The sequence below is a fragment of the Arthrobacter sp. D1-17 genome (assembly GCF_054130535.1).
This window is the reverse complement of record NZ_CP096382.1, coordinates 685,750-710,998: the sequence shown is the minus strand read 5'-3', so window position 1 is coordinate 710,998 and position 25,249 is coordinate 685,750. Positions and strand designations below refer to the sequence as shown.

Annotated in this window: 28 protein-coding genes; 16 read left to right on the top strand and 12 right to left on the bottom strand. The window is 63.9% G+C overall.

Annotated features, from left to right (window positions below; translation table 11 throughout):
- Positions 1-18: 18 nt before the first annotated feature.
- Positions 19-1,095 carry an LLM class flavin-dependent oxidoreductase gene (locus tag M1E01_RS03280; RefSeq protein ID WP_457973681.1) on the bottom strand — a complete coding sequence of 359 codons (1,077 nt, stop codon included), beginning with the start codon at positions 1,093-1,095 and terminating at the stop codon, positions 19-21.
- A gap of 382 nt (positions 1,096-1,477) precedes the next feature.
- On the opposite strand from M1E01_RS03280, the gene M1E01_RS03275 reads away from it, so the two are divergent.
- Positions 1,478-2,017, top strand: a complete 540-nt coding sequence (locus M1E01_RS03275; protein WP_457973680.1) for a hypothetical protein — start codon at positions 1,478-1,480, stop codon at positions 2,015-2,017.
- A 163-nt stretch (positions 2,018-2,180) separates the two neighbouring features.
- On the opposite strand, the gene M1E01_RS03270 is transcribed toward M1E01_RS03275, so the two are convergent.
- The 4 genes from M1E01_RS03270 to M1E01_RS03255 all read right to left on the bottom strand — a co-directional run bounded on the left by M1E01_RS03270 (position 2,181) and on the right by M1E01_RS03255 (position 6,421).
- A complete protein-coding gene (locus M1E01_RS03270; protein WP_457973679.1) occupies positions 2,181-4,130 on the bottom strand; it encodes a S8 family serine peptidase in 1,950 nt (649 codons plus the stop codon).
- Positions 4,131-4,276: 146 nt separating this feature from the next.
- A complete protein-coding gene (locus M1E01_RS03265; RefSeq protein ID WP_457973678.1) occupies positions 4,277-4,675 on the bottom strand; it encodes a cupin domain-containing protein in 399 nt (132 codons plus the stop codon).
- A 304-nt stretch (positions 4,676-4,979) separates the two neighbouring features.
- A complete protein-coding gene (locus tag M1E01_RS03260; protein WP_457973677.1) occupies positions 4,980-5,717 on the bottom strand; it encodes a glutamine amidotransferase in 738 nt (245 codons plus the stop codon).
- Positions 5,714-6,421 (bottom strand): FadR/GntR family transcriptional regulator, encoded by a 708-nt coding sequence (locus M1E01_RS03255; RefSeq protein WP_457973676.1) that lies wholly within the window; start codon positions 6,419-6,421, stop codon positions 5,714-5,716. The genes M1E01_RS03260 and M1E01_RS03255 overlap by 4 nt, the downstream gene beginning before the upstream one ends.
- 133 nt (positions 6,422-6,554) lie before the next feature.
- Here M1E01_RS03255 and M1E01_RS03250 point away from each other — a divergent pair, with 133 nt between their 5' ends.
- From M1E01_RS03250 to M1E01_RS03230, 5 genes are all read left to right on the top strand, one after another.
- On the top strand, positions 6,555-7,964 hold the full coding sequence (locus M1E01_RS03250) for an SLC13 family permease (protein ID WP_457973675.1): 1,410 nt from the start codon (positions 6,555-6,557) through the stop codon (positions 7,962-7,964).
- Between the two features lie 58 nt (positions 7,965-8,022).
- Positions 8,023-9,291, top strand: coding sequence for a CaiB/BaiF CoA transferase family protein (locus M1E01_RS03245; protein ID WP_457973674.1), 1,269 nt, complete (start codon positions 8,023-8,025; stop codon positions 9,289-9,291).
- Entirely contained in the window at positions 9,288-10,832 is a 1,545-nt protein-coding gene (locus tag M1E01_RS03240; protein WP_457973673.1) for a carboxyl transferase domain-containing protein, read from the top strand. The genes M1E01_RS03245 and M1E01_RS03240 overlap by 4 nt, the downstream gene beginning before the upstream one ends.
- Before the next feature lie 433 nt (positions 10,833-11,265).
- On the top strand, positions 11,266-11,409 hold the full coding sequence (locus M1E01_RS03235) for a hypothetical protein (RefSeq protein WP_457973672.1): 144 nt from the start codon (positions 11,266-11,268) through the stop codon (positions 11,407-11,409).
- A gap of 163 nt (positions 11,410-11,572) precedes the next feature.
- Positions 11,573-11,794, top strand: coding sequence for a hypothetical protein (locus M1E01_RS03230; RefSeq protein WP_457973671.1), 222 nt, complete (start codon positions 11,573-11,575; stop codon positions 11,792-11,794).
- Between the two features lie 38 nt (positions 11,795-11,832).
- On the opposite strand, the gene M1E01_RS03225 is transcribed toward M1E01_RS03230, so the two are convergent.
- Entirely contained in the window at positions 11,833-12,168 is a 336-nt protein-coding gene (locus M1E01_RS03225) for a hypothetical protein (RefSeq protein ID WP_457973670.1), read from the bottom strand.
- Between the two features lie 366 nt (positions 12,169-12,534).
- On the opposite strand from M1E01_RS03225, the gene M1E01_RS03220 reads away from it, so the two are divergent.
- The 3 genes from M1E01_RS03220 to M1E01_RS03210 are packed head-to-tail and all read left to right on the top strand — an operon-like array spanning position 12,535 to position 15,584.
- On the top strand, positions 12,535-14,256 hold the full coding sequence (locus tag M1E01_RS03220) for an ABC transporter ATP-binding protein (RefSeq protein ID WP_457973669.1): 1,722 nt from the start codon (positions 12,535-12,537) through the stop codon (positions 14,254-14,256).
- On the top strand, positions 14,253-15,203 hold the full coding sequence (locus M1E01_RS03215) for an NUDIX hydrolase (RefSeq protein ID WP_457973668.1): 951 nt from the start codon (positions 14,253-14,255) through the stop codon (positions 15,201-15,203). The genes M1E01_RS03220 and M1E01_RS03215 overlap by 4 nt, the downstream gene beginning before the upstream one ends.
- Positions 15,204-15,242: 39 nt before the next feature.
- Complete coding sequence (locus M1E01_RS03210; protein ID WP_457973667.1) at positions 15,243-15,584, top strand: DUF6221 family protein; 342 nt, start codon at positions 15,243-15,245, stop codon at positions 15,582-15,584.
- A 26-nt stretch (positions 15,585-15,610) separates the two neighbouring features.
- Here M1E01_RS03210 and M1E01_RS03205 read toward each other — a convergent pair whose 3' ends face one another.
- Complete coding sequence (locus M1E01_RS03205) at positions 15,611-16,180, bottom strand: DnaJ family domain-containing protein (RefSeq protein WP_457973666.1); 570 nt, start codon at positions 16,178-16,180, stop codon at positions 15,611-15,613.
- A gap of 584 nt (positions 16,181-16,764) precedes the next feature.
- Positions 16,765-16,980, bottom strand: coding sequence for a hypothetical protein (locus M1E01_RS03200; RefSeq protein WP_457973665.1), 216 nt, complete (start codon positions 16,978-16,980; stop codon positions 16,765-16,767).
- A gap of 244 nt (positions 16,981-17,224) precedes the next feature.
- Here M1E01_RS03200 and M1E01_RS03195 point away from each other — a divergent pair, with 244 nt between their 5' ends.
- From M1E01_RS03195 to M1E01_RS03185, 3 genes are all read left to right on the top strand, one after another.
- Positions 17,225-18,112, top strand: coding sequence for an FRG domain-containing protein (locus M1E01_RS03195; protein WP_457973664.1), 888 nt, complete (start codon positions 17,225-17,227; stop codon positions 18,110-18,112).
- Between the two features lie 55 nt (positions 18,113-18,167).
- A complete protein-coding gene (locus M1E01_RS03190; RefSeq protein WP_457973663.1) occupies positions 18,168-18,782 on the top strand; it encodes a Rho termination factor N-terminal domain-containing protein in 615 nt (204 codons plus the stop codon).
- A 459-nt stretch (positions 18,783-19,241) separates the two neighbouring features.
- Positions 19,242-19,493 (top strand): hypothetical protein, encoded by a 252-nt coding sequence (locus M1E01_RS03185; protein ID WP_457973662.1) that lies wholly within the window; start codon positions 19,242-19,244, stop codon positions 19,491-19,493.
- A 65-nt stretch (positions 19,494-19,558) separates the two neighbouring features.
- Here M1E01_RS03185 and M1E01_RS03180 read toward each other — a convergent pair whose 3' ends face one another.
- Both M1E01_RS03180 and M1E01_RS03175 read right to left on the bottom strand, forming a co-directional pair.
- Positions 19,559-19,711, bottom strand: coding sequence for a hypothetical protein (locus M1E01_RS03180; protein ID WP_457973661.1), 153 nt, complete (start codon positions 19,709-19,711; stop codon positions 19,559-19,561).
- A gap of 168 nt (positions 19,712-19,879) precedes the next feature.
- Positions 19,880-20,671: a ZIP family metal transporter gene (locus M1E01_RS03175; RefSeq protein WP_457973660.1), complete on the bottom strand. Its 792-nt coding sequence runs from the start codon at positions 20,669-20,671 to the stop codon at positions 19,880-19,882.
- A 445-nt stretch (positions 20,672-21,116) separates the two neighbouring features.
- Here M1E01_RS03175 and M1E01_RS03170 point away from each other — a divergent pair, with 445 nt between their 5' ends.
- The 3 genes from M1E01_RS03170 to M1E01_RS03160 all read left to right on the top strand — a co-directional run bounded on the left by M1E01_RS03170 (position 21,117) and on the right by M1E01_RS03160 (position 23,027).
- The gene (locus M1E01_RS03170) at positions 21,117-21,320 is read left to right on the top strand and encodes a hypothetical protein (RefSeq protein WP_457973659.1); all 204 of its coding nucleotides are present in this window, start codon (positions 21,117-21,119) and stop codon (positions 21,318-21,320) included.
- A gap of 233 nt (positions 21,321-21,553) precedes the next feature.
- Positions 21,554-21,685 (top strand): hypothetical protein, encoded by a 132-nt coding sequence (locus M1E01_RS03165; RefSeq protein WP_457973658.1) that lies wholly within the window; start codon positions 21,554-21,556, stop codon positions 21,683-21,685.
- A 1-nt stretch (position 21,686) separates the two neighbouring features.
- Complete coding sequence (locus M1E01_RS03160; protein ID WP_457973657.1) at positions 21,687-23,027, top strand: ATP-binding protein; 1,341 nt, start codon at positions 21,687-21,689, stop codon at positions 23,025-23,027.
- A 17-nt stretch (positions 23,028-23,044) separates the two neighbouring features.
- Here M1E01_RS03160 and M1E01_RS03155 read toward each other — a convergent pair whose 3' ends face one another.
- Both M1E01_RS03155 and M1E01_RS03150 read right to left on the bottom strand, forming a co-directional pair.
- Positions 23,045-23,542 carry an SRPBCC family protein gene (locus M1E01_RS03155; protein ID WP_457973656.1) on the bottom strand — a complete coding sequence of 166 codons (498 nt, stop codon included), beginning with the start codon at positions 23,540-23,542 and terminating at the stop codon, positions 23,045-23,047.
- A 14-nt stretch (positions 23,543-23,556) separates the two neighbouring features.
- Positions 23,557-23,889 (bottom strand): ArsR/SmtB family transcription factor, encoded by a 333-nt coding sequence (locus M1E01_RS03150; protein ID WP_457973655.1) that lies wholly within the window; start codon positions 23,887-23,889, stop codon positions 23,557-23,559.
- A 190-nt stretch (positions 23,890-24,079) separates the two neighbouring features.
- Between M1E01_RS03150 and M1E01_RS03145 the strand changes: the two genes are divergently transcribed.
- Positions 24,080-25,228 (top strand): zinc-dependent alcohol dehydrogenase, encoded by a 1,149-nt coding sequence (locus tag M1E01_RS03145; RefSeq protein ID WP_457973654.1) that lies wholly within the window; start codon positions 24,080-24,082, stop codon positions 25,226-25,228.
- Positions 25,229-25,249 lie beyond the last annotated feature (21 nt).

Below are 25,249 nucleotides of genomic sequence, written 5' to 3'. Positions count from 1 at the left end.
ACTGCAGGTGCGCCCAGTCTATGTTGGCGTCCACCATGCCCCGCGAACAGGCTCGTCCGAAATTGGTATCTTTGGACGCCATCCGAAGGCCGGGGCAACATGGGTGGCGATCGTTTCCAGCATTTTGCTGTTGTAGTCCACGCCCAGCTGGTTCGGTACGGTCATGAGCACAGTGTCCGCGGCCTGCACCGCGGCGTCCGCTGCCAGTTCCGCGGCAATAGCGTCGGGCTCACCGATATAGCTCTTGCCGAAGCGGGCGAGGGCACCGTCAAGGGGACCGACCTGATCCCTGCTCTCACGCAGGGCGCTGAGCGCGAAGTACTGCCGGTCCTCGTCATCGACAAGCGGGATAATGCTGCGGCTGACCGAAATGCGCGGCTGGCGGCTGTGGCCTGCAGTTGACCACGCTTCCCGGAACAGCGTGATCTGTTCGGCCTGCAGCTCGTCGAAAGGAACCCCTGTGTCCTCCGTCAGCAGCGTGGAGCTCATGAGGTTCATCCCCTGTTCCGCTGCCCAGACAGCGGTCTTGCGTGTGCCGGCGCCCCACCAGATCCGCTCTTCCAGGCCCTGCGAACGTGGCTGAATAGGCAGCAGGCCGGTGGCTCCGCCGGAGTAGCGCGGATCGGCCTCCACCACGCCCGCACCGGCGACGGCCCTTCGGAACTCCGCCGCATGCCGGCGTGCCATGTCAGCGTCGGACTCGCCAGGCCGCGGAACGTAGCCAAAGGCAGCGGCACCGTTCTTGGCGGGCTCGGGTGAGCCCCGGCTGATGCCAAGCTGCAGCCGGCCGCCGCTGATGAGATCTGTGGCGGCGGCTTCCTCCGCCATGTATAGGGAATTTTCGTAGCGCATGTCTATCACGGCGGTGCCCAGCTCTATCCGGCTTGTCCTGGCAGCGATGGCAGCCAGGAGCGGGAAGGGCGAAGCCTGCTGCCGCGCGAAGTGGTGTACGCGGAAAAACGCCCCGTCGAGGCCCAGCTCCTCGGCGGCGCCTGCCAGCTCGATCCCCTGCAGCAGGGAGTCGCGTGCAGACCGGGTGCGCGAACCCTGCACAGGTCCCCAGTGCCCGAATGAGAGGAAGCCGATACGTTTCATGTCCTGTCCAACGCTCCTCCCGGAGCTGCCATTCCATCACCCAGCGTCCGATGTGCCCAGAATCAGTAGGCAGCGTGCGGGACCCAGAACGGGCAGGGTGTCCTGTGTCATCACCTACGTAGGTCGCTCAGATCAACAACCTTTAATGGTTACAATTTTTGCCAAAATAATCGCCCACCATCACTTCCGGTTGTAAACTTTGGAGTACCGGATCCACGGGAATCACCCCGACTGGGATCCGGGCCGACGGCTCCCGAGCTGGAGCGGGTGCCCCTACATAAGCGGACAGGGACGGCTGACCAAGCCTGCCAAAAGCACCGTAATCGGCCAGTGCTGCCCGGACACATTTACAACACGTGCACAGCTATGCAGGAGCAAAATAATGACCAATACTTCAGCGACCCCACAACGCCGCCCCCTGGCTAAGCTCGCCTTGGTTTCCGTGGCATCCTTGGGCCTCATCGGTGGTTCCGTGGCGGTAGCAGGACCGGCATCAGCCGGGGGTTACGACTATAAAGAGAGAGAGAAGAAGGTTGAGTGTTGGGTCGACGCCAAGAAGGTTGACCACAAAGAGAATTACGGCCATTACTCAGACAACCGGAAGAAGAGGGACAAGGCTGACGTCAAATTCGAGTTCAAAGTCTGGTGCGACAAGAAGACCGATGTGAAGTTCGAGCATTGGATCTTCCAGAAGAGGCCCAACGGCAAATGGGTCCTGATCAAGCACAAAGACGGCAAGATTGACAACGTTAATAAGGAAGGCGTACGGAAGCACACCAAGGCTGAGGTCAAGGATTTGGGCCGCAAGGGCGGCGAGGAAAAAGTCTTCCATGTGGTGAAGATCAAGTTCCACACCGGCAAGCACCACGTGACCAAGGCTGACCACGAATATGGAACGGTCGATTTCGGTCGCCGATACTGACATGTGCCGGCCTTTTTCTGGCTGAACTCGACATACAACTATGTGAAGTGTCACTAACTGAAGGACCGACGCCGGTACATGAGTACCGGCGTCGGCCTTTGTTGGCAGGGACTTGCCGCCGTCGTTCTTGCGTTTTTTAAATCTGAGCCCTGCAGCTCCCGGGCTAGAACGACCCGGTAGTGAAGGTCCAGGTGTAGGTCGTCAGGCTGTTGCCGGCGAGGTCGCGGATGCCTGCCGACCCGCCGGCGACAGTGACCGTGTATCGGGTTTTGGCGGCCAGCGTAGCTGCGGGGTTCAGGATCCACTGATTCGTGGTCCCGTAGCGGGACACCGTCGCTGCCATGGTGGCACCGGTAGCGGCGTTCTTCACGAAGATGGTGCCAGTACCCGCTCCCTGGATCGCCTCGCTGAACGTGACGGCAATGTTGTTGGCGCGACGGACCAGGCTGGCCCCGGGCTTCGGGGTCACTGCGGTGATCACCGGCGCAGGGCCAGTGGTGAATGTCCAGCTGGTGGTGGTGAGCGGAGTGCCTGCAGCGTCACGGATGGCCGAGCTTCCGCCGACAAGGGTCACCGTGTACTTGGTGTCGTTCAGGAGTGTGGAGGCGGGATCGAGCGTGGCAGTGCGGGTGGTGGCGTTGTAGGTGACAGCAGCCGGCACCAGGGTCCCCGCCGCGTTCTTCAGCAGGAAGCTGCTGCCGGCGACGCCTTGGACGGCGGTGCTGAAGGTGGCAGTGACGTTGCTTCCGCCGGCAACGCCGGTGCCTCCCGCTCCCGGAGTGCGGGCCGTAACCGTCGGCGCTGAGGTTGCGGGCGGAGTAGTCACGGGTGCTGCGACCGTTCCCGTAGCCGGGTCCAAATACAGCAGACGGTTCGGCGTACCGGCGGCGGCAGCGGTGATGGCGGCGGGGGTTGCGCCGGAGAGCAGCTGGGCGGCTACCGCGGCGGGTTCTGCTTGAGGAGACCGCGAGAGAATGGCGGCAGCGGCGCCCGCCACGTGCGGAGCCGCCATGGAGGTGCCGCTCATCGAGGCCGTGGCCGTTGTCGAAGCTGTCCCGGCCGACGCAATTCCTACGCCCGGCGCATACAGGTCAACGCAGGCGCCGGAGTTTGAAAAGGACGCCTGGCGGTCCGATGCGTCGCTCGCGGCTACGGTAAGCGCGTCAGGAACGCGGGCAGGTGAGCTGGTGCATGCATCGGCAGCGGAATTGCCTGCTGCAGCCACTACTGTCACCCCGTCATTGACGAGCGCCTGCACGGCGGTGTCCACCATGTTGCTGGCGGTGCCCCCAAGGCTCATGTTGGCGACGGCGGGCGTGCCGGGCTGGTGGTGCGCGGCCACCCACTCCAGGGCTGCGATGACGTCGGAGTTGAAGCCGGACCCTGCGCAGTCCAGGACGCGCACGGGGATGAGAGTGGTTGCCTTTGCCACGCCGTACGTCTTGCCCGCGATGGTGCCGGCCACATGCGTTCCGTGGCCGTTGCAGTCTCCAGTCCCTCGGCCGTCGGCGACGGCGCTCCACCCGGCGCCGACGCGGCCGCCAAAGTCGGCGTGGGATGCGAGGATGCCGGTGTCGATCACGTAGGCGTTCACTCCTGAGCCCGGCGCGGCCGCCGTGTACGAGCCGGAGAGGGGCAGGCTGCGCTGGTCGATGCGGTCCAGGCCCCAGGGTGCCGTTTGCTGGGTCTCGGAGGTCGTCACGGGAGTGTCGATCTCGACGGCGGCCACCTGGCTGGAGCGCTTTAGTTCAGCAGCCTGCGAGGGCGTCGCGGTCACTACGGCGCCGGCCAGCGCCTTCTCGAAAGTCCGTCCGACGGCGATCTTCCGTGAGCGCAGTTTGCCGGCCTCCTTAACCACATCCGTTCCGGAGATGTAGCGCACCAGGTAGCGGGCAGTTCCGGCCTGCTTCCCGGAATCGGTGGCACCGATCGCTGACGAATCGGCGGCGGAATCAGCGGCAGCCTCCGCGGTTGCGGAGGTGACGCCCGCCGAGGTCACGGCGAGTGCCGTGAGGAGGAGCGTGGCCAATGCCGGGCGGGTTCGCAGTGAAGAACGAATTTTGGGTTCCTTGGAGACGGAGGACCGGTGGGAGTGGCCACGCTTTATGGCCACTACCAGTGTATTTTCGGTCTCCTCAGGGAACTCCTACCCTTGCCATTTCCTTCGCCAATGCTTGGAATACTGCGGAAAACACCGGTGTACGCTGCACTCTGTCCGGCAGGCGGACGGCATGCGCAGGATTGCTGGCCGCATGGGGGTCAGATGCGGGCGTGCTGTCCGTGGCTTGAGACCCTGCCGAACGAGGCCGCGCCCAGGAACTCGACAGCTACGAAAGGTTCGGAACCCACCACCCATTCGTCGTGTCCGGGAGGAATGGCGTAGATGTCGTTGGCGCGGATGATCTTCGTGAGGCCGTCGGGGGTGGTGATCTCCAACGTTCCGGAGATGCAGAATCCGAGGTGGTTGTGCTGGCAGAAATCCGTCTTCTCCGTGGGCTGGGAGCTTTCAGACCAGCGCCAGCCGGGGGCCAGGATGAGCCGGGCGACGGAATAGTCGTTGACGCTGACGAGATCCACCTGCGCCTTATCCGGGTGCCTCTTTTTATCCGGAACGTCGAATGATTTTACTGAAAAAGCTGTAACGTAGTTGGCTGTCATGACACTGCCTGGGATTAGGGTGAGACCTTGAATGGTGGGAACTCCGGGTGGAGACAAGCTGAGGGTTTGCGGACTCTCGGCTGTAGCCTCGCTGCGCAAACATTTCGCGGGTATGCGGCTGCCCCCAGTACGCACATGTAACAGGTCGGTATTGACGTAGTACAACGCTAGCCCTCGCGGTCCCGAAGTCAATGGGCAAAAAACTCACCACCGGGCTGGCCGCTGACTGCCAGGTGCCCCAAGGAGACGGACGACGCCGGGCGACCACCCGCCGTCGTCCCCTGCTGGCAGTGACTCGTTACCGTCAGTGATCGCTGGCGTAAAGCTTGACGAAGTTCCGCAGGATCTTCATCGGCTCGGTGGCGGTGAAGGTGCGGGCGGCAGCCATCAGCTCTTCGGCGGACTCAGGCGGGAAATACCCTGCGTGGCGGTAGATGTCGATCCGCGTTACAAGGCCCTCCGCATCCAGTTCCGGGTGGAACTGCGTCGCATACAGATTCTTCTTGATGCGGAACATATGCACCGGGCAGGCCTCCGAGCTCGCCAGCAGCACCGCATGGGAGGGAAGGGTTGTACAGCCTTCCTTGTGGCCGGTGAAGGCAGTGAACTGCGCCGGCAGCCCTGCCAGCAGCGGATCCTCCAGCCCCTCCGGGCTCAGGCTGATGGTCACCCCGCCCAACTGCTCCCCGTACGTCCCGTCTATGACCGCCCCTTGGTGCAAACCAAGGGTGCCGACGCCATAGCAGGCACCGAGGAACGGGAAGTCCTCGGCGACAATGCGGTCCAGCAGTGCCGCGAGTTCCCGTTCCACGCGTTGCTGCGTCTCCGACTTCTTCTCCGGCGGATCGCTGGAGGTGAAGGGGCTGCCGCCAACGATCACCCCTGAGTAGTCGTCCAGGTCCAGCTCCGGCAGCGGGCCCTGCTCCATGCGGATCCGCTTCAGCTGCGACGGTTCCAGCCCTCCGTACCGCAGATAGGCCTCGTACTCGTCATCGGCGGCAACATCCTCTGCCCTCGACGCGAGCAACAGAAACGGCTTCATGACTGCTTAAGGAGGGCAACGTCGGAGACGAGGTCAATGTGCTCCAGCATCGCCGCCGCTGCCGCCGCGGGATCCTGGGCCCGGATGGCATCGGCGATTTTCCCGTGGGACGCAAGCGACTGCTCAGGCCGGCCCGGCTGTCCGAGCGACTCGAGGCGCGTTTCGAGGATCATTCCGGCGATGAAGGTCATGAGCTGGGCGAGGACAGCGGAGTGCGCGGCCGCGGTGACCGCCTGATGGAACAGCTCGTCGCCACGTGCCCCCTTATCTCCGGAGGCCACTTCCTCGGCCATCGCGTCCAGCGCCTTGTCGATGGCCTTCATGTCCGCAGCGGTCCGCCTGGCGGCGGCAAGTTCCGCCAGCTTCACCTCAAGGGTGCTCCTCGCTTCAACAATTTCCGGAAGCCTGCTGCGGTGCTCGCGCAGTCCTTTGATCACGGACGGGACATTCGGGCGGTACACCAGCACGGCGCCTGTCCCGTGCTGGACATCGATGACGCCGAGCACTTCCAGAGCCACGAGCGCCTGGGCCAACGTTGCCCGCGACACCCCCAGCCGCTCGGCGAGGTCACGCTCTGCCGGCAGGGTGTCCCCAGGGCCCAACTGGGCCGACTCGATGAAGTCCATGAGCTGCTCCACCAGCTGCTCATAGAGCCGCGGCCTTGCGACGCGCGAGATCTGTTGTGTAGCTGTTTTCTTCGGCATGACCCGTCCTCCTCGCGACATCCTAGGCCCTAGCCTACCGGAGAACTATTGACAAAGTCTCCTAGTGTCTAGGAGGCTAGGCCAGTGAGCCAGTAAGCCACGTCACACCAATTCACGATCCGGAGGCACAAAGATGTCCGCTCCCGTCCTATCCATCATCGTCCTGGCGGTGATGTTCCTGCTGGCCACGGTGCTGCCCCTCAACATGGGCGCCCTGGCTTTCGTGGGCGCATTCCTGCTGGGATCGGTCTTCCTCGGAATGTCTACCAGCGATATCCTCGCCAACTTCCCAGGCGGCCTGTTCCTGACCATCGTCGGCGTCACCTACCTGTTCGCGATCGCGCAGAACAACGGCACCATTGACCTCTTGGTGCGCGGCGCGGTCCGACTGGTCGGCAACAAAGTTGCCCTCATCCCCTGGGTGATGTTCGCCATCACCGCGCTGATCACCGCAGTGGGCGCCCTGTCTCCCGCCGCCGTCGCCATCATCGCGCCCATAGCGCTGAGCTTCGCCGCGAAGCACAAGATCAACCCGCTCATGATGGGCATGATGGTCATCCACGGCGCACAGGCGGGCGGCTTCTCCCCCATTGCCGTATACGGCGTCACGGTCAACGGCATCATTGCCAAAACGGATCTGGAAGCCAGCCCCGTGGCGATCTTCCTGGCCAGCTTCATCTTCAACCTCGCCATCGCCGTGGTGCTGTCCGTCGTGCTGGCCGGCACCAGGTTCCGCTCCACCAAGGCTGGCCGGCTGGTTGAGCAGGCCGCCGAGACCCGGATGTCCGTCAGTGTCGGCGCCCGCGCGGCCGGCGCCACCCTGCAGGGTTCCGGTTCGGACATCTCGACCGCCGGCGGCTCAGCCAAGGGCACCTCTGACGGCTCCGCGGCATCTTCGTCCTCAGCTGCCGGTGACAGCACTGTAGGTCCTCACGGTGCCCGCGCCAACGCCGCCCAGCTCGTCACCATGGCCGGACTGATTGCCCTGGCGGTCATCTCCCTCGGCTTCAAGGTGGACGTCGGCTTCGTCTCCATCACGATCGCCATCGTCCTTGCCCTCGTGTCCCCTGCCGCCCAGAAGGGAGCCGTGAACAAGATCAGCTGGTCCACCGTACTGCTCATCTGCGGCATGCTGACCTTCGTAGGCGTCCTGGAGGAAGCAGGCACCATCAAGTTCGTCTCCGACGGCGTGGCGCAGCTGGGCATGCCGCTGCTGGCGGCGCTGCTGATCTGCTACATCGGTGCCATCGTTTCGGCGTTCGCCTCCTCCACCGCCATCCTCGCCGCCCTCATCCCGCTGGCGGTTCCGTTCCTGGCCAGCGGCGAGATCGGCGCAGTCGGCGTTATCGCCGCCCTGGCAGTTGCCTCCACCATCGTTGACGTCTCGCCCTTCTCCACCAACGGCGCCCTGGTACTGGCCAACGCCCCCGAGGACGTGGACAAGGACAAGTTCTACAAGCAGATCCTGGCCTACAGCGGCGTCGTCGTTGCTGTAGGACCGGCCGTCGCCTGGCTCGTCATGGTCGTGCCGGGCTGGATGTAGCGCGGCTACTGCGCGCCCGCCCCTGCACCAAGCCCAAACAGCAAAGTAAGGAAAACCCATGAGCACCGAATCAATGACACCGGCCGAGGGTCCCCTCTCCGGCTACCTCGTGGTGGATCTAAGCCGCGCGCTGGCAGGCCCGCATGCCGGAATGATGCTGGCCGACCTCGGCGCGCGGGTCATCAAGGTGGAAAGCCCGGGCACGGGAGACGACACGCGCGGCTGGGGGCCGCCGTTCGTCGGCCCGGAGGATGATCCCCAGGCCACCTATTTCCTGTCGTGCAACCGCAACAAGGAATCGATCGCACTGGATCTGAAGAGTGATGACGGCCGGACGGTCCTGCGCGAGCTGCTGGAGCGGGCGGACGTGGTGATCGAGAACTTCCGGCCCGGGGTCCTGGACCGGCTCGGTTTCTCGGCTGCTGAGATGCACGCGCTGAACCCTTCGCTGGTGGTCCTGTCCATCACCGGTTTCGGGCACGACGGGCCCGAGTCCCGGCGCAGCGGCTACGACCAGATCCTCCAGGGCGAGGCCGGGCTGATGTCCCTGACCGGTTCCGGGCCCGATGACCCGCAGCGGGTGGGCGTGCCCATCGCGGACCTGCTCTCGGGCATGTACGGGGCGTTCGGCACGCTCGCGGCGCTGCTGCAGCGCGAGCGGACGGGCCAGGGCCAGATCGTGCGGACCTCACTCCTCGCGGCGCTGATCGGGGTCCACGCCTTCCAGGGCACCCGGGCCACCGTCGCCGGCGAGGTCCCGAAGGCCCAGGGCAACCACCACCCGTCCATCGCGCCCTACGGCCTGTTCCACTGCCGGCAGGGCCGGGTGCAGATCAGCGTGGGCAGCGAGAAGCTGTGGGCCGCTTTCGCCTCGGCCTTCGGGATCGATGCCGGCCGTCCGGAATTCGCCTCCAACGCCGACCGGGTGCGGAACCGGGAGAAAGTCATCGAAGAGGTGGAACGCGTCTTCGCCGATTACGAGGCGGAAGCGCTGCTCACGAAACTGAACGAGGCCGGAATCCCGGCAGGCAAGGTCCGGACCCTGGACGAGGTCTACGAATGGGAGCAGGTCCACTCACAGGGCCTGGTGATCGACGTCGACCACAAACTCCTCGGCAACGTTAGCCTCCCGGGCCCGCCGCTGCGCTTCTTCACCGCCGCGGACACCGCGGAAACCACCCTCAAAAGCCACACCGCCCCGCCGCTGCTGGACCAGGACGGAGCGCAAATCCGGCAATGGCTCGGCCTGGTTCCCGCCGATGCCGCAGCCTCCGCGGGGGTTTCAGCCACTGCCGGAGCCGCAGCTTCTACCGGGGAGGGCCGGTGAGCACCCTGACGCAGCAGAAGCCCCGGCACCTGGATGCCACCGAACTCATCACCGCCGTGCTCGATCCCGGCTCCTACAAGAGCTGGGACACCCCGGTGGCGGACCCCGACCCGGCCCCCGAGTACCGGCAGGAGCTGGCCGCTGCCCGGGAAAAGACCGGCGTGGACGAATCCGTCCTGACCGGTGAAGGGCTTATCCGCGGCCGGCGGGTAGCCGTCATCGTCAGCGAATTCCGTTTCCTGGCCGGCTCCATCGGGCTCGCCGCAGCCGAACGGATCGTGAACGCCGTCGAACGCGCCACCAGGGAGGGCCTGCCCCTCCTGGCGGGACCGGCGTCGGGCGGTACCCGCATGCAGGAAGGCACCATCGCGTTCCTCTCCATGGTGAAGATCAGCGCGGCGGTCCGGGCCCACCGGCAGGCCGGACTGCCCTACCTCGTCTACCTGCGCCACCCCACCACCGGCGGCGTCATGGCCTCCTGGGGCTCCCTGGGGCACATCACCGTGGCCGAGCCCGGCGCCCTCCTCGGATTCCTGGGTCCGCGGGTGTATGAGGCGCTGCATGGTTCGCCCTTTCCCGAGAACGTCCAGGTCGCCGAAAACCTCTTTGACAAGGGACTCGTGGACGCTGTGGTCCCGCCCTGGCAGCTGTCCGACGTCGTGGACCGCGCCCTGAGCATTCTGGTCGCGGGACCGCACGCTCAGGTCCGTCCGCCAAGGACGCTGTCCGTGGGGCCGTCCGGCTCCGGCGCCTGGGAATCCATCGAGATCTCCCGCAACCCGCGCCGCCCCGACCTCCGGCAGCTCCTCGCGCACGGAGCCCGCGACGTGCTTCCCCTCAACGGAACAGGCCAGGGCGAAAAGGATCCCGGACTGCTCCTGGCACTGGCCCGCTTCGGACAGAAGTCCTGCGTGGTGATCGGCCACACCCGGCCGCGGCCCTCCCAGCAGACGGCGATGGGGCCGGCTTCACTCCGCGAGGCACGGCGCGGCATGCGCCTGGCCGAGGAGCTCGGCCTTCCCCTGGTGACAGTGATTGACACCGGCGGTGCAGCACTGTCCAAGGAGGCCGAGGAGGGCGGGCTTGCCGGCGAGATCGCCCGGTCCCTTCACGATCTGATCGGCCTGACCTCGCCCACAGTGTCGGTGCTGCTGGGCCAGGGCACCGGAGGCGGCGCCCTGGCCCTGTTCCCGGCCGACCGCACCATCGCCGCCCAGCACGGCTGGCTGTCCCCGCTGCCGCCCGAGGGAGCAAGCGCCATCGTCCACCGCAGCACCGACTTCGCCCCCGCCATGTCCGAGGCGCAGGGCGTCAACGTCGCCTCGCTCTACGCGCACGGCATGGTGGAACACATTGTGGACGAGCGCCCCGACGCGGCCCTCGAAGGCCGGGCGTTTTGCCAACGGATGGGACAGGCCATCGAATACGAACTTGCTGCGCTCTCAGCGTCCGGAGTGGCAGAGCTCCTTCCCCGGAGGCTCGAAAAGTACCACCGCCTGGGCGTGCCATTCCCAGCCGGTGCCGTAGCGGCTGACGGCTAGCGGGCAAGTTTCTGGGCGTCCGGTCCAGGTCGCCAATGTGCCCCGGGCGCATTGGCGGCCAGGACGCGCTGGACGAACGCGCAGTACTCCTCCCTACAGTGGCTCGGCGCAGGAAGGCCGCCGTGGACTCATCCCTGACTTCGCCGTCGTCGCCAAACACCTCTGGGTTGAACCCTGACAGCCGGCGGGTGTGCGCCGGCCTCCTTTCATCCGGAAAGTGGTCCGGGCGGTACTGCCGCGGAAACCGCGGCTGCGGTATCTTGGCGCAGCTGGATAGGGCGCAGCTGGATAGGGCGCAGCTGGATGCACAGTCCAGCACAGACAAACTGCCACGGCCAGCGGCCCCGGGTTCTTGACAGCCGGCGAACTCGGGGAGCTAGATGGTTAGTGGCGCCCGCAAGCACCGAACGGCACCAGCATAGGAGCGGCAGTCATGACCGAGAACCTGGAAGGGATGCCGCGCATCCACAGCGAGGCTCCTGCCGAAGGGGATGAGACCGCTGATCCGACAGATATCCGCATGCATTCGCAGGATCCGGCCGAAGGCGCTGACTCCCCGGAACGGCCGGTCACGTAAGCATCTGCAACCACTGAGGAATTGGCAGCAGACAGAATCTTCTGCAGGTTCTAATATGGCCGTAACCCGCGGGGGTAATCCGCGCGAGTGAAAGTTACGTCTCAGCATCCACCTGACTGGCCTTTGCTGCTGGGGGCAGCCACTCAATGAGGAGTCACGAGGCATGAACCATCACGAAAAAAGCGCCTCAGAAAATTCCCTGCAAGCCGTGCGCGCCGATGAACGGCCGGACCTCAGAAGCATTCACGTGCGCGAGGACGTGGCACGGGCAGGCCGCTGCGGCAACGTGCATCTGGCCACGGGCCGCACGTGCATCCTGCCCGAACGACATCACGGTTCCTGCGAGTTCGTCCGGCCGGATGATGCCAGCGGCCTCGCCCAATAACGGGCTCACCCGATAGCACCCTCGCCCGGTAGCGACCGCTAAGTGGCCGGTTCGCCGGCCAGGTCAGCCGTCGCAGCCAGCATCCACCGCTCGCCGTCCGGTTCGTGACTGATCACAACGGAGGTGCTTTCACTGTTGGCTGCATCGATCGCGGCCAGCAGCGTATCCTGCATTTGCTGGGCATGCGCGAGTCTTTCCTCCATGGTGCCCGGAAGGGTGCTGTTGTCGACAAGGATGTGGGCCTTGCCGTCGACCACCACCTTCAGGGAATAACCCGTCTCCTCGTGAACTGAGCCACGGGAGGACGCGATTTCGGTGACCCTGTCCGCACGGACCATACTGTGGCTGATCGTGCGAAGCCACACGCCTCCCATGAGAACTCCTTTGCTCGCCGCATGCGGAAGGAATTGTCCCTCAGTGAAACCGTAGCCCGTGAAAGCGCGGTTGTAAGCCCCCAGTTTTTGATTGGCTACGTCATTCTTCCTGCGGGCTACAGGTTTATCGTCGGTGAATAGGTTTTCCCCAAGCTCCGACATTATTTCCCCAAGCTCGCCCAGCGATAGTTGACGGCACAAGAAAGACGTGAACGGCCTACCCGGGCTACGGGGCTATGAGGGGGACAAATGTTTCGCACTTTTTGGCGATTCCGGAAGGCGGCTGCTCCACACCGCTGGGCAATGGGGGGCGGTGCGCTGCTGATTATTTTCGTGGCAGCACTGCAAGTGGCGCTGCCTTGGCCTATGAAGATCATTGTTGATGATGTTCTGCAGCCGCTGGGCAAATCGGGCGCGGAAACCACGCCGGAGTTCCTGGGCCTCGGCAGCCTCGGCCCGCTCCAGCTGTTGCTGCTGGCCGCATCGGCGCTGCTCGTCCTGACGGTGATGAATGCCGCTGCGGACTATCTGGGCACCCGGCTGCTCAACGGCGTCGGTGAGAAGACTATGGCGACCATCAGGGCGGATGTCTTCGTGCACCTTCAGCGCCTGTCGCTGTCGTTCCATGACAAACAACGCTTGGGCGACCTCGTCACCCGGACCACCACGGACGTGGATTACGTCCGTTCCCTAATGGTGTCCATGCTTTCCGTGCTGCTGCCAAACGTTTTCATTCTGGGCTTCATCACCACTATCTGCGTCCTCGTGGACCCGACCTTCGCCTTGATCGGCTTGGCGGTTGCTCCGCTGATGTTCGTTACCGTCCTTGTGTACCGGAGGCGCATCAAGAGCGCTTCCAGGGAGGCCCGCAGCAAGGACAGCGACATCGCTGCGGCCATGTCCGAGACGTTCGCTTCCGTTCGGGTGATGCACACGTACACGAGCGAAAGGCATCACGAGGAGGCCTTCCGGGTCCGGAACGACGGCCGCATGTATGCGGGCCTGAGGGTCATCAGGCTGCAGTCGATGTTCTCTCCCCTGGTGGACGTGATTGCCACACTGGGCACCGTACTGGTGCTGTGGATCGGGGCGCAGCGAGTGCTGGACGGAAGCATGACACTGGGCCTGCTGCTTGTCTTCATCGCCTACCTCAAAGCGATGTATGCGCCCATGAAATCCTTGGCGAAACTGACCACCGTGATCAGCCGCGGCCAAGCGAGCGCTGAACGCATCCAGGAAATCCTGGACACCGCTCCTGCCATAACGGACACACCGGGCGCTGTTCCAGCCCCGCGCCTGACTGGACGAATGGAGCTGCGGAATGTCAGCTTCGGCTATCAGGAGCGGGACGTCCTGCGCGGGATTAGCCTGAAGGCGGAACCGGGGAGCCTGGTGGCCATTACGGGTCCGACGGGTGCCGGAAAATCGTCCCTTGTGAGTCTGATTCCGCGGCTCTACGACGTCACCGAGGGGGCCGTGCTGCTCGACGGGACTGATGTCCGGAAGCTGCAAATTCCCTCTGTCCGCAAACAGGTTTCGATGGTTCTGCAGGAGTCCATCCTGTTCCGCGGCAGCATCTACGACAACATCGCCTATGGCTGCGAAGGCGCCACCCGGGAGCAGGTGCTCGCAGCAGCAGAGGCGGCATACGTGGACGAGTTCGTCCGCGATCTGCCCCATGGATACGACACGCCGGTGGCAGAGCGGGGCGTCACGCTCTCAGGCGGACAACGCCAGCGCATCGCGATAGCCCGCGCGCTCATGCGGGATTCACCAATCGTCATCCTCGACGAACCGACTTCAGGCCTGGACGCGATCTCCGAGCAGTACGTCATGCACGGGCTCGACCGGCTCATGGCCGGACGCACCGTGATCGTCATCGCCCACAGGCTTTCCACGCTCAAGCGTGCCGACAGGATCTACGTCCTCGACCATGGCCGGATCATCGAAAGCGGCCGGCACGAAGAGTTGGTCGCAGCGGGCGGCCTGTACAGCCGGCTCGATGAAATTCAGCACCCCCAGGAACCCGCTATTCCGGCCATGGCCCCGGTACGGGCTCAAAGCATGCAGACGGAGGCAAGAGTATGAGTAAGACCAAGCTGCCCACCTACGGCGCACTGCCTTGGCGTATTGGGCCCAAAGGGGCGGTCGAGGTGCTCCTGATCCATCGCCCCCGTCACCGCGACTGGTCCATCCCCAAAGGCAAAGCAGAACCCGGGGAAACCGGCCGAGAATGCGCGGCACGGGAGGTCCGGGAGGAAACCGGGTTTGAATGCCGCCTCGGCGCGGAATTGCCGCCGATCCGGTATGAGGACAGCAAGAACCGAACCAAAACGATCCGCTACTGGGCGGCGGCCGCCGAATCGGGGCATTTCACCGCCAATGAGGAGGTGGACGCCATCCGCTGGCTTTCACTGCCGGCGGCGCTGCGGACGGTGACTGAGCCGCGGGACAGACCCCCGATCGTGGCGCTGGGCACTCAGCTACACCTGCAGCTAGGGGCCAGTCCCGTGCCGGAACGGGAAAAGATGCTGCTGCTCGTCCGCGGGGCCCACATCATCAGGAACGATAGGGGCAGTACAGGTAACGGCGGTACAGGTAACACCGCACCGTTGGGGGTCAACGGACCTGCTGACACGTCGCTCGCTGCCCTGGGATCCATGTTCGAAATCGAGCGTGTCCTGTCCGCGCCGTCTCCCCGCTGCATCGGCACGGTCGCAGAATTGGCGCGTCGGGAGTCCCTCGAAGTGGAGCCTTCAGACCACCTGGCCGGAGGCAGCCTGGAGGCCACGCTCGACCTGGTGGGGCAGCTGCGCGGGAAGGGCACGGTACTGTGCACCCACGAGGACATCATGGCAGGTATCCTCGCCCACCTCAGCCGTCACGAGCGTACTGTCCTGAACAAGCGCTTCCGCGTCCGAAAGGGGTCGGCATGGGTTGTGACCGGTGATGGCAGCCGCTACCACTCCGCCTACTACCTTCCCCTCTCCGTCCCGGCTCTTGCAGGCAGCGGGGACGGAGACTCCCCCCAGTAGCCGCCTGTCCGCACTTGCGGCCAGGCGTACCCTCAGATTGTGGACATCGTCGAATTCCTGTCCGTGCGCATTGCGGAGGACGAGGCCGCGGCCAGACGCCTTCTCCGCGACCAGACGCTGTCCAAGTCTGCGCAGTGGTACGAGGAGCGGCTCCTGCTGGAGTGCGCGGCAAAACGCAGGATCATCGGCATCGTCGAGAACGCACGGCAGACAGCCCTGGCGGCGTTCGTGAGCAACCCGTACGCCGAGGGCACGCAGTGGATTCCTGAGGCTCTTGAATGGACCACCCTGTCGCTGAATGCCTTGGCTCTGCCGTATTCCGACCATCCTGAATTTGAGCCGCACTGGCTGTCCGAGGGCCGGGACCGGGACGGGTCTTAGGAGGACCGGCCCTAGGACTCACCTGTCTAGGACTCACCTGTCCAGAGACGCCGCCACCACGATTTCCTGGGTTCGGGCTCAGCGGGTGTTTCAGCGCGGGCTGCAGCGGCGGAGGCGCGGCGTTTCCGCCAGCGCTGCACCTCGGCATCGGGGTCTCTGGTCTTGGTGATCACCGGCGGGCCGCCCTGAAGCTGGCGCCGCGCTTCGATGACGCGCGCGTTGAAATCCTCGACCATGTCCCGTACCTGTTTCTCGGAGTACTGCGTATCCAGCCGGGCATCCAACTCCGCGTCCTCCTTCCGGAGGAGGATGGCTTTCGGTCCCACACCTGAGAGCTGTTCACGCTGGATAAGCCCCTTCACCCACCAGTCGGGATCGTACCGCTCTCCCAGCCCGGGAATGGGTTTGCCGGCGTATTTCAGGTTGTCAAACTTCCCTTGGGCCATGGCATCCCGGATGAGGTATTCGGCTCTCGCCGAGTCGGAGACCTTCCGGCGTTTCTGCCGCTCCTCTTCCTCAGCAGCGTCAAGCGCGGCCTCTTCCTCGGCAGTGATGCCCGCACCCCTTGCGGCACGCAGCTCCGACAGCCGTTCCATCCTCCGCCTGAACTCCTCGGATGCCCCGCCGCCCATCATCGTCACCGCTTTCAGCCCTGGATCCTGCCCTGGCTTCCAGTATTCCGACGGCCCGGCTGCCTTTCAACGCCAATCCGCAGCCCCTACATGGGGTCTGGCCAGTTCCCTATCCTGGCGCGGTCCGGGCCGACGACTCCGGTGGAATCCCCTGTTTCCTGTCCGTCGTTACCCGCAGGACTTGACGAAAGTGGTGCCGGCGGAGTGGCGGGGCCGGCCGATACGTCCTCTTCATCGGCGCCTGGTCCAGATGCGGCTGGAACTTTAGCCATCGGATGTTTCATCGCCTGATCCGTCCTTCGGGCAGTGGTGTGGCGGCGCCCAGTCCGGCGTACACAGACCTGTCATGCTGTCTGCACCTGCCCGGCCACTTCATTCCCTAACAGTAGGGTCGCGCACTGCGGGACGGATCCGAGGTGAGTACGCGATTATTCAGCCGGGCGGCTACCTGTTCACCTGATAGCGCCCGAGCGCGGAAAACCACGACGGCGGGAGGCAGTCCCGCCGTCGTGCTTCTTCCCCAGATGTGCCTTGAGAGGCTGAACCTCCTACATGTGTTCTGCGTTGGGCTCCTTGTCCGGCCCAGCGTCCGGCTCGTCGCTGTGGTCGACGACCTGCCAGACGATCACGGCCCCCGTGACCGCGGCAGCCACGATGCCCAGGACCATCCACGTAATCCTGGAGGCCCCTCCCCTCGCTCGGAGCTTCCCCTCCGCCATGGTCAGGGCGTCCCGGACGTAAACCTTGTTCGCAGCTCTGTTCAACTGATCATCTCCACCTTTCGGACTCCGGCAGCAGCGCGCCGAGCCTCCCGGGCGCCTGAAATATCCAAATAATAGCGGAGGTGAGGTACCGGTGATGTCCGGCCGGCAGCGGGTGCACGGCTTCCCGGCCGCTTTCGCATGGTTCCCGCCCGGCCTAAAGTGGACAGCACAGCGATCGAGCAGGAGGTCGTGGTCCCTCTGCGTGGACCCTTTGCGTTGGGCAGGAAATCCAGGAGTCGGGGAAATGGCAGCCGTCCGGGAAATTGTTGTTCAAGACCTGCAAGAACTGATTGCCGTGCTTACCCAGGATGACTGGCAGCCGTCCGAATCCAAGTACCGGATGAATATCGCCTACCGCGGCCTGTCCACAGCGGACTACGAACTGGAGACCGGTCTTGCCCGGCTCCAGAACGGATCAACCGCCGCCCTGGAGGAACACCTGCTGCGGAACTTCCGGAAGTACGCCCACCGCGATGCCGCTCCCGGGGACTCCATCTGGAACTGGCTCAGTCTTGCCCAGCATCACGGACTGCCAACCCGCCTGCTGGATTGGACCTTTTCTCCATACATTGCCTTGCACTTTGCAACCTCGGATCCTGCTTCCTATTCACGTTCGGGCGTCATCTGGTGTGTGGACTATGTTGCGGCGCATGTGCTGCTTCCCGAAGCCCTGGGAAGCCGGGTCAAACCGCTGGACTACGGCCTGTTCACCACCGAGATCCTGCAGGCGGCGGCCGGGACGCTTGCCGAATTCGACGAGTACACCGCCGGCTCCCCCGGAGCCCCGCTCTTCTTCGAACCGCCGTCCCTGGACGACAGGATCATCAATCAGTCCGCCGTGTTTTCCATCATGACCGGCGCTGATGAGTCGCTGGCACGCTGGTTCGAGAACCATCCGGAAGTGTGCCGGAAGGTGGTCATCCCGGCACAGCTCAAGTGGGCGATCCGAAACCATCTTGATCAGGCGAACGTCACCGAGCGCGTCCTGTTTCCGGGCCTGGATGGTCTCTGCCGGTGGCTCACCCGCTACTACGGGGACCGGCCGGAGAAGGTGTATCCCGACTCCCAAATATCGCCCAGCGAACCGACCACTGAAGACCTTGACAAAGCTGCCAAGGCACGAGATAGATAATAAGTAACCTTATTAGTCGTTTTGCTGCAACTCCTTCAGAATGAGAGGAATCGCCATGGCCGAGAACAAGGGAAACGAGACGCCGAACACGCCGGATGTCAGTGAAACTGGACTCCGTGAGATGAGAGTGGACGAACTGCGGCAGGAGGCCCGCGACGAGGAAATCAGCGGAGCCTCGAACATGCGCAAGGAGGAACTTGTCCAGGAAGTGGCGAAGGCCAAGTCCGCAAACGGCGCGGCGGGCGCCGGCAGCGGGGACCCGGATTCTGATGCTGAGGACCTGGGGGCCGGACCCGACGGCGGGAGGGTCCGCCGTGGGCCTGACTCCTCGAAGTCCCTGGAGTACTCTCAGGAGGTGACCTCAACGGAGGACGAACCCGAACGTGAAGGCCGCAGCCTCGTCACCACACATCATGAGGTGATCAGGCAGTGGGCTGAAGAACGCGACGGTGTTCCCGCCACCGTAGAGGGTACGGAACACGGTGACCACCTCGGAGTACTGAGAATAGATTTCGGAGGCGAGGACGCCAACCTGCGGCATGTGAGCTGGGACGAGTGGTTTGCCACCTTCGACGAACGCGGCCTGAATTTCATATATCAGGAACAGCGCAGCGACGGGCAGCAGTCCAACTTTTTCCGGTTGGAAAATCCGCAACGCGAAGACGCCTGACCACAGCTGGGCATTGCCCCGTAAAGCCGACCGTGGGCCAACATTGCCCTTGTCGGCCGCCCCGGGCGGTGCTATAAAAACTTGTATCAGCAGAACATACATCGGATCAACGGCGATCACAGGGGGTGTGCGATGTTGAGGGCCACTGGCAACACAAGGCTTGACAGTATGGGATCGGGGCGAAGGAGAAACAGCGAAAACAGACCCACGCCTTAATGGACCGGGACGGGAAGCCGGAATACGCTAACGCTGCCTCTTGGGGCGGTTAGTATATGCGACGCCACAGCGCCTTGTAGCGCATATTGCAGCAGCAGCGCGCGGACCAACCCTCCCGCAAAGTGGTCCCCGGCCGGGAAACCGGCCGGGGACTGCGTTACCCAGGACTGCAGGGGGAACCTGCGGCACACAGCGCCACGGTCGGGGCCGTTAATGCACGGTCGGCCGCTAATGGGAGTCCACGTGGATCAGGTGTCACTCGTAAATTTCGCATCCGGTTACCTCGTCACGATGATCGCAATCTTCATCTTGTTCCTGCCTGCCATCATCACCGTTGTCGTTCTGCTCCTCCTGGCGGGAGTGCTGCGACTGCTGGGCCTCCTTGCCACGGTCGCGGCACTGCGTCCGCTGAGAAAGCTGGGACGGCACGTCAGAACGTCACTGCATGAATTCCGGGCGCGGCCGCACCACCCGTCCCGACTGTTGCCGCACTGATTATTCAGTCCGCGTCCAGTCGGTTATTCAGTCCGCGTCCAGTCGGTTATCCAGTCCGCGTCCAGTCAGGCCTGCGCCGGGTTGTCCCACCAGCCCTCCCAGGCCGTGGACGTGAGCTGGCCCTTCGGAAATTCAGGGTTCGACTGAGCATCCCCTGAATGGGAATTCCCGTCGTTGAGCTGGGAATTGAAAAACAGGTTCAGGGTGTTCCAAAGCATGGCTTATTCCTTCCAAATTGACCCGCAGTTGGCCGTTATTCGATAGGAATCAGCGTAGCCACGGCATGTTTCATGGCGTCGACGCGGCGTTTCAGTCTTGTATCCATCTGCTCACAAGGACTGGCAGGGAACACCAGTGGAACTCCTACATCCCTGCCGCGAGGGTCGTCACGCGAGTGACAGCACGAACGAGAGCACGAAGCCCGCCGCCGTACTGAGGGCAACTGCCGGCCCGCCGTGCTCGTAGGCCTCGGGCATCAGAGTGTCTGCGAGGGAGGCGATGACTGCCCCGGCCGCGAAGGCCAGCGGCAGGGAGATGGTTTCCGGCTCAGCGCCTGACAGGGGGCCGGCACCCACCACCACGGCGGCCACGAGCAGTGCTGCGCAGACGGCCCACAGACCCATGACGGCTCCGGGGGACTTGCCTTGGCTGCGCATGGATGCAGCGCCCACCAGGGCTTCCGGCAGGTTGGACACGAAGATGGCCGCGAGGAGGGCGAGGCCGCCGGTACCCTCCCCAAGGGCCACACCGAGGGCGACGTTCTCCGGCACGCCGTCAAGCGTTACCGCGGCCAGCAGTGCCATACCGGCAGCTCCGCGGGTGGACACTGAACCCGCTGCCTTCTCAGCGGCGGCGGCATCCGTGTCCAGTTTCGCGCTTCCCTGGAACTCGTCTGGCGGTGTTGCCCCGGCACCGGGCTGTGCCCAGCGGTCCAGCAGTGCGCTCAGGGATGTAAAGACGACCGCCCCGGTGAGCAGCCCCAGCGCGGCTCGCCAGATCCCGCCCTGCCGGTACGCATCCTCGAACAGCTCGAAGCTCAAAGCAGTGATGAGTGCACCGGCGGCGAAGGACAGCAGGATTGCCAGGAGCCGCTTTGGCAACTCAAAACGAACGCCGATGAGAGCGCCCACGATTAGTGCGCTCGAAGCCACCACGCCGAAAAGCAGCGACATTCCCACACCGACAGCTTAGGAGCCGGTGTTATCTGCGGGAAGAGCACGGGCAGGGTCCGTTTTCGCACCCATCGACCTCAAGGGTATGCATGAGGTTGCAGGCAATCAGCCAGCCAAACCCCTGCATTCCCGGGCCTGCCGCGACCCTGTGATGAGTCTCACCCGCAAACTTGGCACATCCGCTTGAGCCGCCAGCATCCCGCCGGGCATCATGGAAAGGCCGGTGCGGAATCCGATTTCCGCGCTGGACGCAGCCCTGGTGCTCCTCTTCGCACAGGAGACCCCGCGGCTGGGTACCGAAGAAAAATTAAGCCGATCTGGTGGATGCAACGAGGCCGCACCAGTGAGCTCAGCTGAGCTTCACAGGTCTCCGACCGTTTCCGGATTGACCTGTTCCGGGCTTCGCGCCGAGGCAAAGCCCACAACCGAATCATGAATGAGGCACCGAATAATGACGTTCGAAACCACTGACTCCGTAACGCTGAAGATCTGGGACCGGTCCGCACTCGACCACACACTGGACACCGTCGTGCACGACCTTTCCGCCCGGACCAACGCTCCGCGCCACAGTATTGCGGTCACGTGCAGCGGCCCCAACACCTTCACGGTCAGCCTGAACCGCAGCGCCCCGACCTTCGAGGACGTTACGCGCTAGAAGGCAGAAATGACGACGGCGGGATGCTTCCCGCCGTCGTCATTTTTCAACTCTGCAACAGGTCAGCCACGGCATGACGCGCACTGCAGGAACCATCGCCTTTACTGACCTTTAACGTTCGGATCTCATCGCTTTTTCTTATGCGATTGTCCTTTCATACTGGACAGGAATCACGACGACGTGAAGCCCGCTCCAGCTTCCGCCGTTGACTCCTATCTGAAGGCGACGGATCCATGACTACCCTGACTTCCACCCCCGCCAGCGACCTGCAGCAGCGGTCCGCCGTTCCAGTCCTTCCGTCAGAGGATTTGGATTGCAGCGCCGGTGATGACTGCTTCTACTGCGCCTGCCCCGAGACTGACTGAGATGACGGCACCGGCAGCAACCGCAGCAGGCACATCAACGGGAGCCAGACCCGGCACCCAGCCCTGGAGCGTCCGCGACTTTCAAGCAGACGACCTCGACCAGCTCATCAGCGTCTGGCAGGATTCGAGGACGCCCGGTGCGCACCCCGTCTACAGTCTCTCCGAGATCATCGACGCCTGCTCCAATGGAGTGGCCGTGGTCGCCGCGAGACAAGGAACGGTCGTCGGGGCAGCAGCATGTCGAATCCACGACGGCCGTGCCTGGATTATCCTGCTGGCCCAAGACCGGCAGTGGCGGGAACAGGGGCTGGGAAGCGCTCTCCTGGCGGGCATGGAGGACAGGCTCACCAGCCAGGGCATACGGGGCATCTCCGCTCTCCTGCCTGCCTCCGAAACCAGGGTCCGCGCCTTCCGCAACAGTGAATACCGGGTGGAAGAGGACCTGCACTACTTCGAGCGGACTATCCCGCTCCAGCCCCGGGAGATGGAACCCCTGAGCCAGTTGGGCGGACGGCTTCTCCCCCACGGGCTGTGGAGTGCCTTGGCCGGCATGCAGCGCGAGAAGGACCTGATCGAACAGCGGCTGATCCTGCCGCTGGCCCGCACCGAACTTGCCAAGTCCCTGGGCGTGACTCCGCCGCGATCCGTGGTCCTGTTCGGTCCGCCCGGCACAGGAAAGACCACCTTCGCCAAGGCCGTGGCTTCGCGCCTCGACTGGCCTTTCGTCGAAGTCTTTCCGTCCCGCCTCGCCTCCGACCCCCAAGGCCTCGCCGGCGCCCTGCGTGCGGTTTTTCAGGAAATCAGCCGCCTCGAACACGCCGTCGTGTTCATCGACGAAGTCGAAGAAATCGCCTCCGCCCGAACCGGGGAAGCAACGTCAGCGCTCCAGGGCGTCACGAACGAACTCCTCAAGATCATTCCGGCATTCAGGGAGAAGGAGGGCCGCCTGCTGATCTGCGCCACCAACTTCATCCGCTCGCTGGATAAGGCCTTCCTCCGCCACGGCCGCTTCGACTACGTGATTCCGATCGGCCCGCCGGACTTGGACGCCCGCAAAGCCATCTGGCACCGCTACATTCCGCCGGCCGTGTCACCGCACATCGATCTGGATACCTTAGCCCTGGCCAGCGAGCGTTTCTCCCCCGCGGACATCGAGTTTGCGGCCAGAAAAGCCTCGCAGCAGGCCCTCGAACGCGCTGTCGATGCCCTGCAGCCGGTGCCGGAGGACGAGACACTCACCACCGGCGACTACCTGCAGGCCATCGCAGGGACCCGCGCCACCGTCACCGAACCAGTTGTGAAGGAATTCCTGGAAGACATCGAACGGATAGCCAGGGTTTAGCGGCTGCGCGCCCCTGATCAGGCGTGAGAGTGTTCTGCGAGGATGGCGTCGATCTGGCCGGCGGCCTCCTGCATCCCCTCCTCCATGCCCATCTCCAACATCTTGTCCATCTGTTCTTCGGACTCAAAGACGGAATTCACTGTCATCCGCGTGCGGCCGCCGATGTCCTCAAGCATCACGGATGCGTGCGTTGTACCCATGGCGTCGACCGGTGCACCATTTTCGTCGGCGAACCCGTCGTCAAACTCGAGGCGGTTTGGTGCCTGGATGTCTGTGATCCGCAACCAGCCGCCGGCCCTTTCACCTTCGGGGCCGGTCATGTAGTAGGAAGCCTCTCCGCCGGGGGTGAATTCGTGCTTCTCAAAGGTGGCGGGCCAGGTGGGCGGTCCCCACCACCGCTCCAGTTGCCGCGGGTCCTCCCATATCTGCCAGACACGCTCAACACTGGCGTCAAACTCGGCGACGAGGGTGAAGCTCAGTGCGTCAACGTTCTTGGTCGAACTGATAACCGTCATTGCGGAACCACTTCCTATTCTTCAGCGAGGATGTCTGCAATCCGTTCGGCGCGCTGCCGCCAGATCGCTTCGAACTCATCAAGCAGCCGCCGGGCCTTTTCCAGTCCTTCCTGATTGCCCCGCACGATCTGCTCCCTTCCGCGCTTCTCCTTGGAGACGAGAGACGCGCGCTCCAATACCGCCACATGCTTCTGAACGGCGGCGAAACTCATGGCGTAGAGGCCAGCGAGGCCGGAGACCGAGTACTCATCCACTGCCACCCGGCGCATGATGTCCCGACGTGTGCCATCGGCGAACGCCTGGAACAGGCGGTCAAGCTCCGCATCACCCAGCTGATCTACAACCATTTGGTTGTAGAATAGGTCGGTGTCTGGCGGCTGTCAATAGGCTCCTGCTTAGGCCGTCAATGGGCTCCTGCTTAACCGGGAGGCTGCGCGCCGAGGCACAAATGACACCAGTCTCCCGAAAGATCTTGACCTCCGCCTGCTCCTGGTGGAACGCTGTGTCCTCTGGCAGACATCCTCCTAAGGGGCATCCATGCGAGCAATGGTGTACCGCGGGCCGTATAAGGTCCGCGTTGAAGAAAAAGACCTTCCGAAAATTGAGCATCCGAATGACGCCATTGTGCGGGTTTCCCTCGCCGCCATCTGCGGTTCCGACCTGCACCTTTATCACGGCATGATGCCCGATACCCGTGTTGGAATGACGTTCGGTCATGAGTTTGTTGGGGTGGTCCATGAGGTTGGACCGTCGGTTCAGAACCTGAAGGTCGGGGACCGGGTGATGGTGCCGTTCAACATCTTCTGCGGCTCGTGCTATTTCTGTTCGCGGGGCCTGTATTCGAATTGCCACAATGTCAATGCGAATGCGACGGCGGTGGGCGGCATTTACGGCTACTCCCACACCTGCGGAGGGTACGACGGCGGCCAGTCCGAGTTTGTGCGCGTCCCCTTCGCCGACGTGGGCCCGTCGCTCATTCCCGAATGGATGGACGAAGAGGACGCCGTGCTGCTCACCGACGCGCTCGCCACCGGCTACTTCGGCGCTCAGCTCGGTGACATCACCGAAGGTGACACCGTGGCGGTATTTGGCGCAGGTCCGGTAGGGCTGTTTGCCGCGAAGTCGGCATGGCTGATGGGTGCGGGCCGGGTCATCGTGATCGACCATTTGGAGTATCGGCTGGAGAAGGCCCGCAGCTTCGCCCACGCGGAAACGTACAACTTCCGGGAGTACGACGACATCGTGGTCCAGCTGAAGAAAGCCACCGACCACTTTGGGGCCGACGCCGTGATCGATGCTGTAGGCGCCGAAGCTGACGGAAGCTTCATACAGCACGTCGCTGCCTCACAGCTGAAGCTGCAGGGCGGATCACCGGTAGCCCTGAACTGGGCGATCGATTCGGTACGCAAGGGCGGCACCGTGTCCGTGATGGGTGCATACGGGCCAGTGTTCAGCGCGGTGAAATTTGGCGACGCCGTTAACAAGGGACTGACGCTGCGGATGAACCAGTGCCCGGTCAAGCGGCAGTGGCCGCGGCTGTTCGAGCACATCCGCAACGGCTACCTCAAGCCCAGTGACATAGTCACCCACCGCATTCCGCTGGAGCACATCGCCGAGGGCTACCACATGTTCTCGGCCAAGCTCGACAACATCATCAAACCCCTCATCGTGCCCAACGCCGGCTGACGCTGCCCGGTTGAAGTGGGC

Bases quoted from the DNA above. Each gene is read 5' to 3' on its own strand.
- M1E01_RS03280 (WP_457973681.1), bottom strand. From the start codon at position 1,095: ATGAAACGTATCGGCTTCCTCTCATTCGGGCACTGGGGACCTGTGCAG.
- M1E01_RS03275 (WP_457973680.1), top strand. From the start codon at position 1,478: ATGACCAATACTTCAGCGACCCCACAACGCCGCCCCCTGGCTAAGCTC.
- M1E01_RS03265 (WP_457973678.1), bottom strand. From the start codon at position 4,675: ATGACAGCCAACTACGTTACAGCTTTTTCAGTAAAATCATTCGACGTT.
- M1E01_RS03260 (WP_457973677.1), bottom strand. From the start codon at position 5,717: ATGAAGCCGTTTCTGTTGCTCGCGTCGAGGGCAGAGGATGTTGCCGCC.
- M1E01_RS03255 (WP_457973676.1), bottom strand. From the start codon at position 6,421: ATGCCGAAGAAAACAGCTACACAACAGATCTCGCGCGTCGCAAGGCCG.
- M1E01_RS03250 (WP_457973675.1), top strand. From the start codon at position 6,555: ATGTCCGCTCCCGTCCTATCCATCATCGTCCTGGCGGTGATGTTCCTG.
- M1E01_RS03245 (WP_457973674.1), top strand. From the start codon at position 8,023: ATGAGCACCGAATCAATGACACCGGCCGAGGGTCCCCTCTCCGGCTAC.
- M1E01_RS03235 (WP_457973672.1), top strand. From the start codon at position 11,266: ATGACCGAGAACCTGGAAGGGATGCCGCGCATCCACAGCGAGGCTCCT.
- M1E01_RS03230 (WP_457973671.1), top strand. From the start codon at position 11,573: ATGAACCATCACGAAAAAAGCGCCTCAGAAAATTCCCTGCAAGCCGTG.
- M1E01_RS03225 (WP_457973670.1), bottom strand. From the start codon at position 12,168: ATGGGAGGCGTGTGGCTTCGCACGATCAGCCACAGTATGGTCCGTGCG.
- M1E01_RS03220 (WP_457973669.1), top strand. From the start codon at position 12,535: ATGAAGATCATTGTTGATGATGTTCTGCAGCCGCTGGGCAAATCGGGC.
- M1E01_RS03215 (WP_457973668.1), top strand. From the start codon at position 14,253: ATGAGTAAGACCAAGCTGCCCACCTACGGCGCACTGCCTTGGCGTATT.
- M1E01_RS03205 (WP_457973666.1), bottom strand. From the start codon at position 16,180: ATGGAACGGCTGTCGGAGCTGCGTGCCGCAAGGGGTGCGGGCATCACT.
- M1E01_RS03195 (WP_457973664.1), top strand. From the start codon at position 17,225: ATGGCAGCCGTCCGGGAAATTGTTGTTCAAGACCTGCAAGAACTGATT.
- M1E01_RS03190 (WP_457973663.1), top strand. From the start codon at position 18,168: ATGGCCGAGAACAAGGGAAACGAGACGCCGAACACGCCGGATGTCAGT.
- M1E01_RS03180 (WP_457973661.1), bottom strand. From the start codon at position 19,711: ATGCTTTGGAACACCCTGAACCTGTTTTTCAATTCCCAGCTCAACGAC.
- M1E01_RS03170 (WP_457973659.1), top strand. From the start codon at position 21,117: ATGACGTTCGAAACCACTGACTCCGTAACGCTGAAGATCTGGGACCGG.
- M1E01_RS03165 (WP_457973658.1), top strand. From the start codon at position 21,554: ATGACTACCCTGACTTCCACCCCCGCCAGCGACCTGCAGCAGCGGTCC.
- M1E01_RS03160 (WP_457973657.1), top strand. From the start codon at position 21,687: ATGACGGCACCGGCAGCAACCGCAGCAGGCACATCAACGGGAGCCAGA.
- M1E01_RS03155 (WP_457973656.1), bottom strand. From the start codon at position 23,542: ATGACGGTTATCAGTTCGACCAAGAACGTTGACGCACTGAGCTTCACC.
- M1E01_RS03150 (WP_457973655.1), bottom strand. From the start codon at position 23,889: ATGGTTGTAGATCAGCTGGGTGATGCGGAGCTTGACCGCCTGTTCCAG.
- M1E01_RS03145 (WP_457973654.1), top strand. From the start codon at position 24,080: ATGCGAGCAATGGTGTACCGCGGGCCGTATAAGGTCCGCGTTGAAGAA.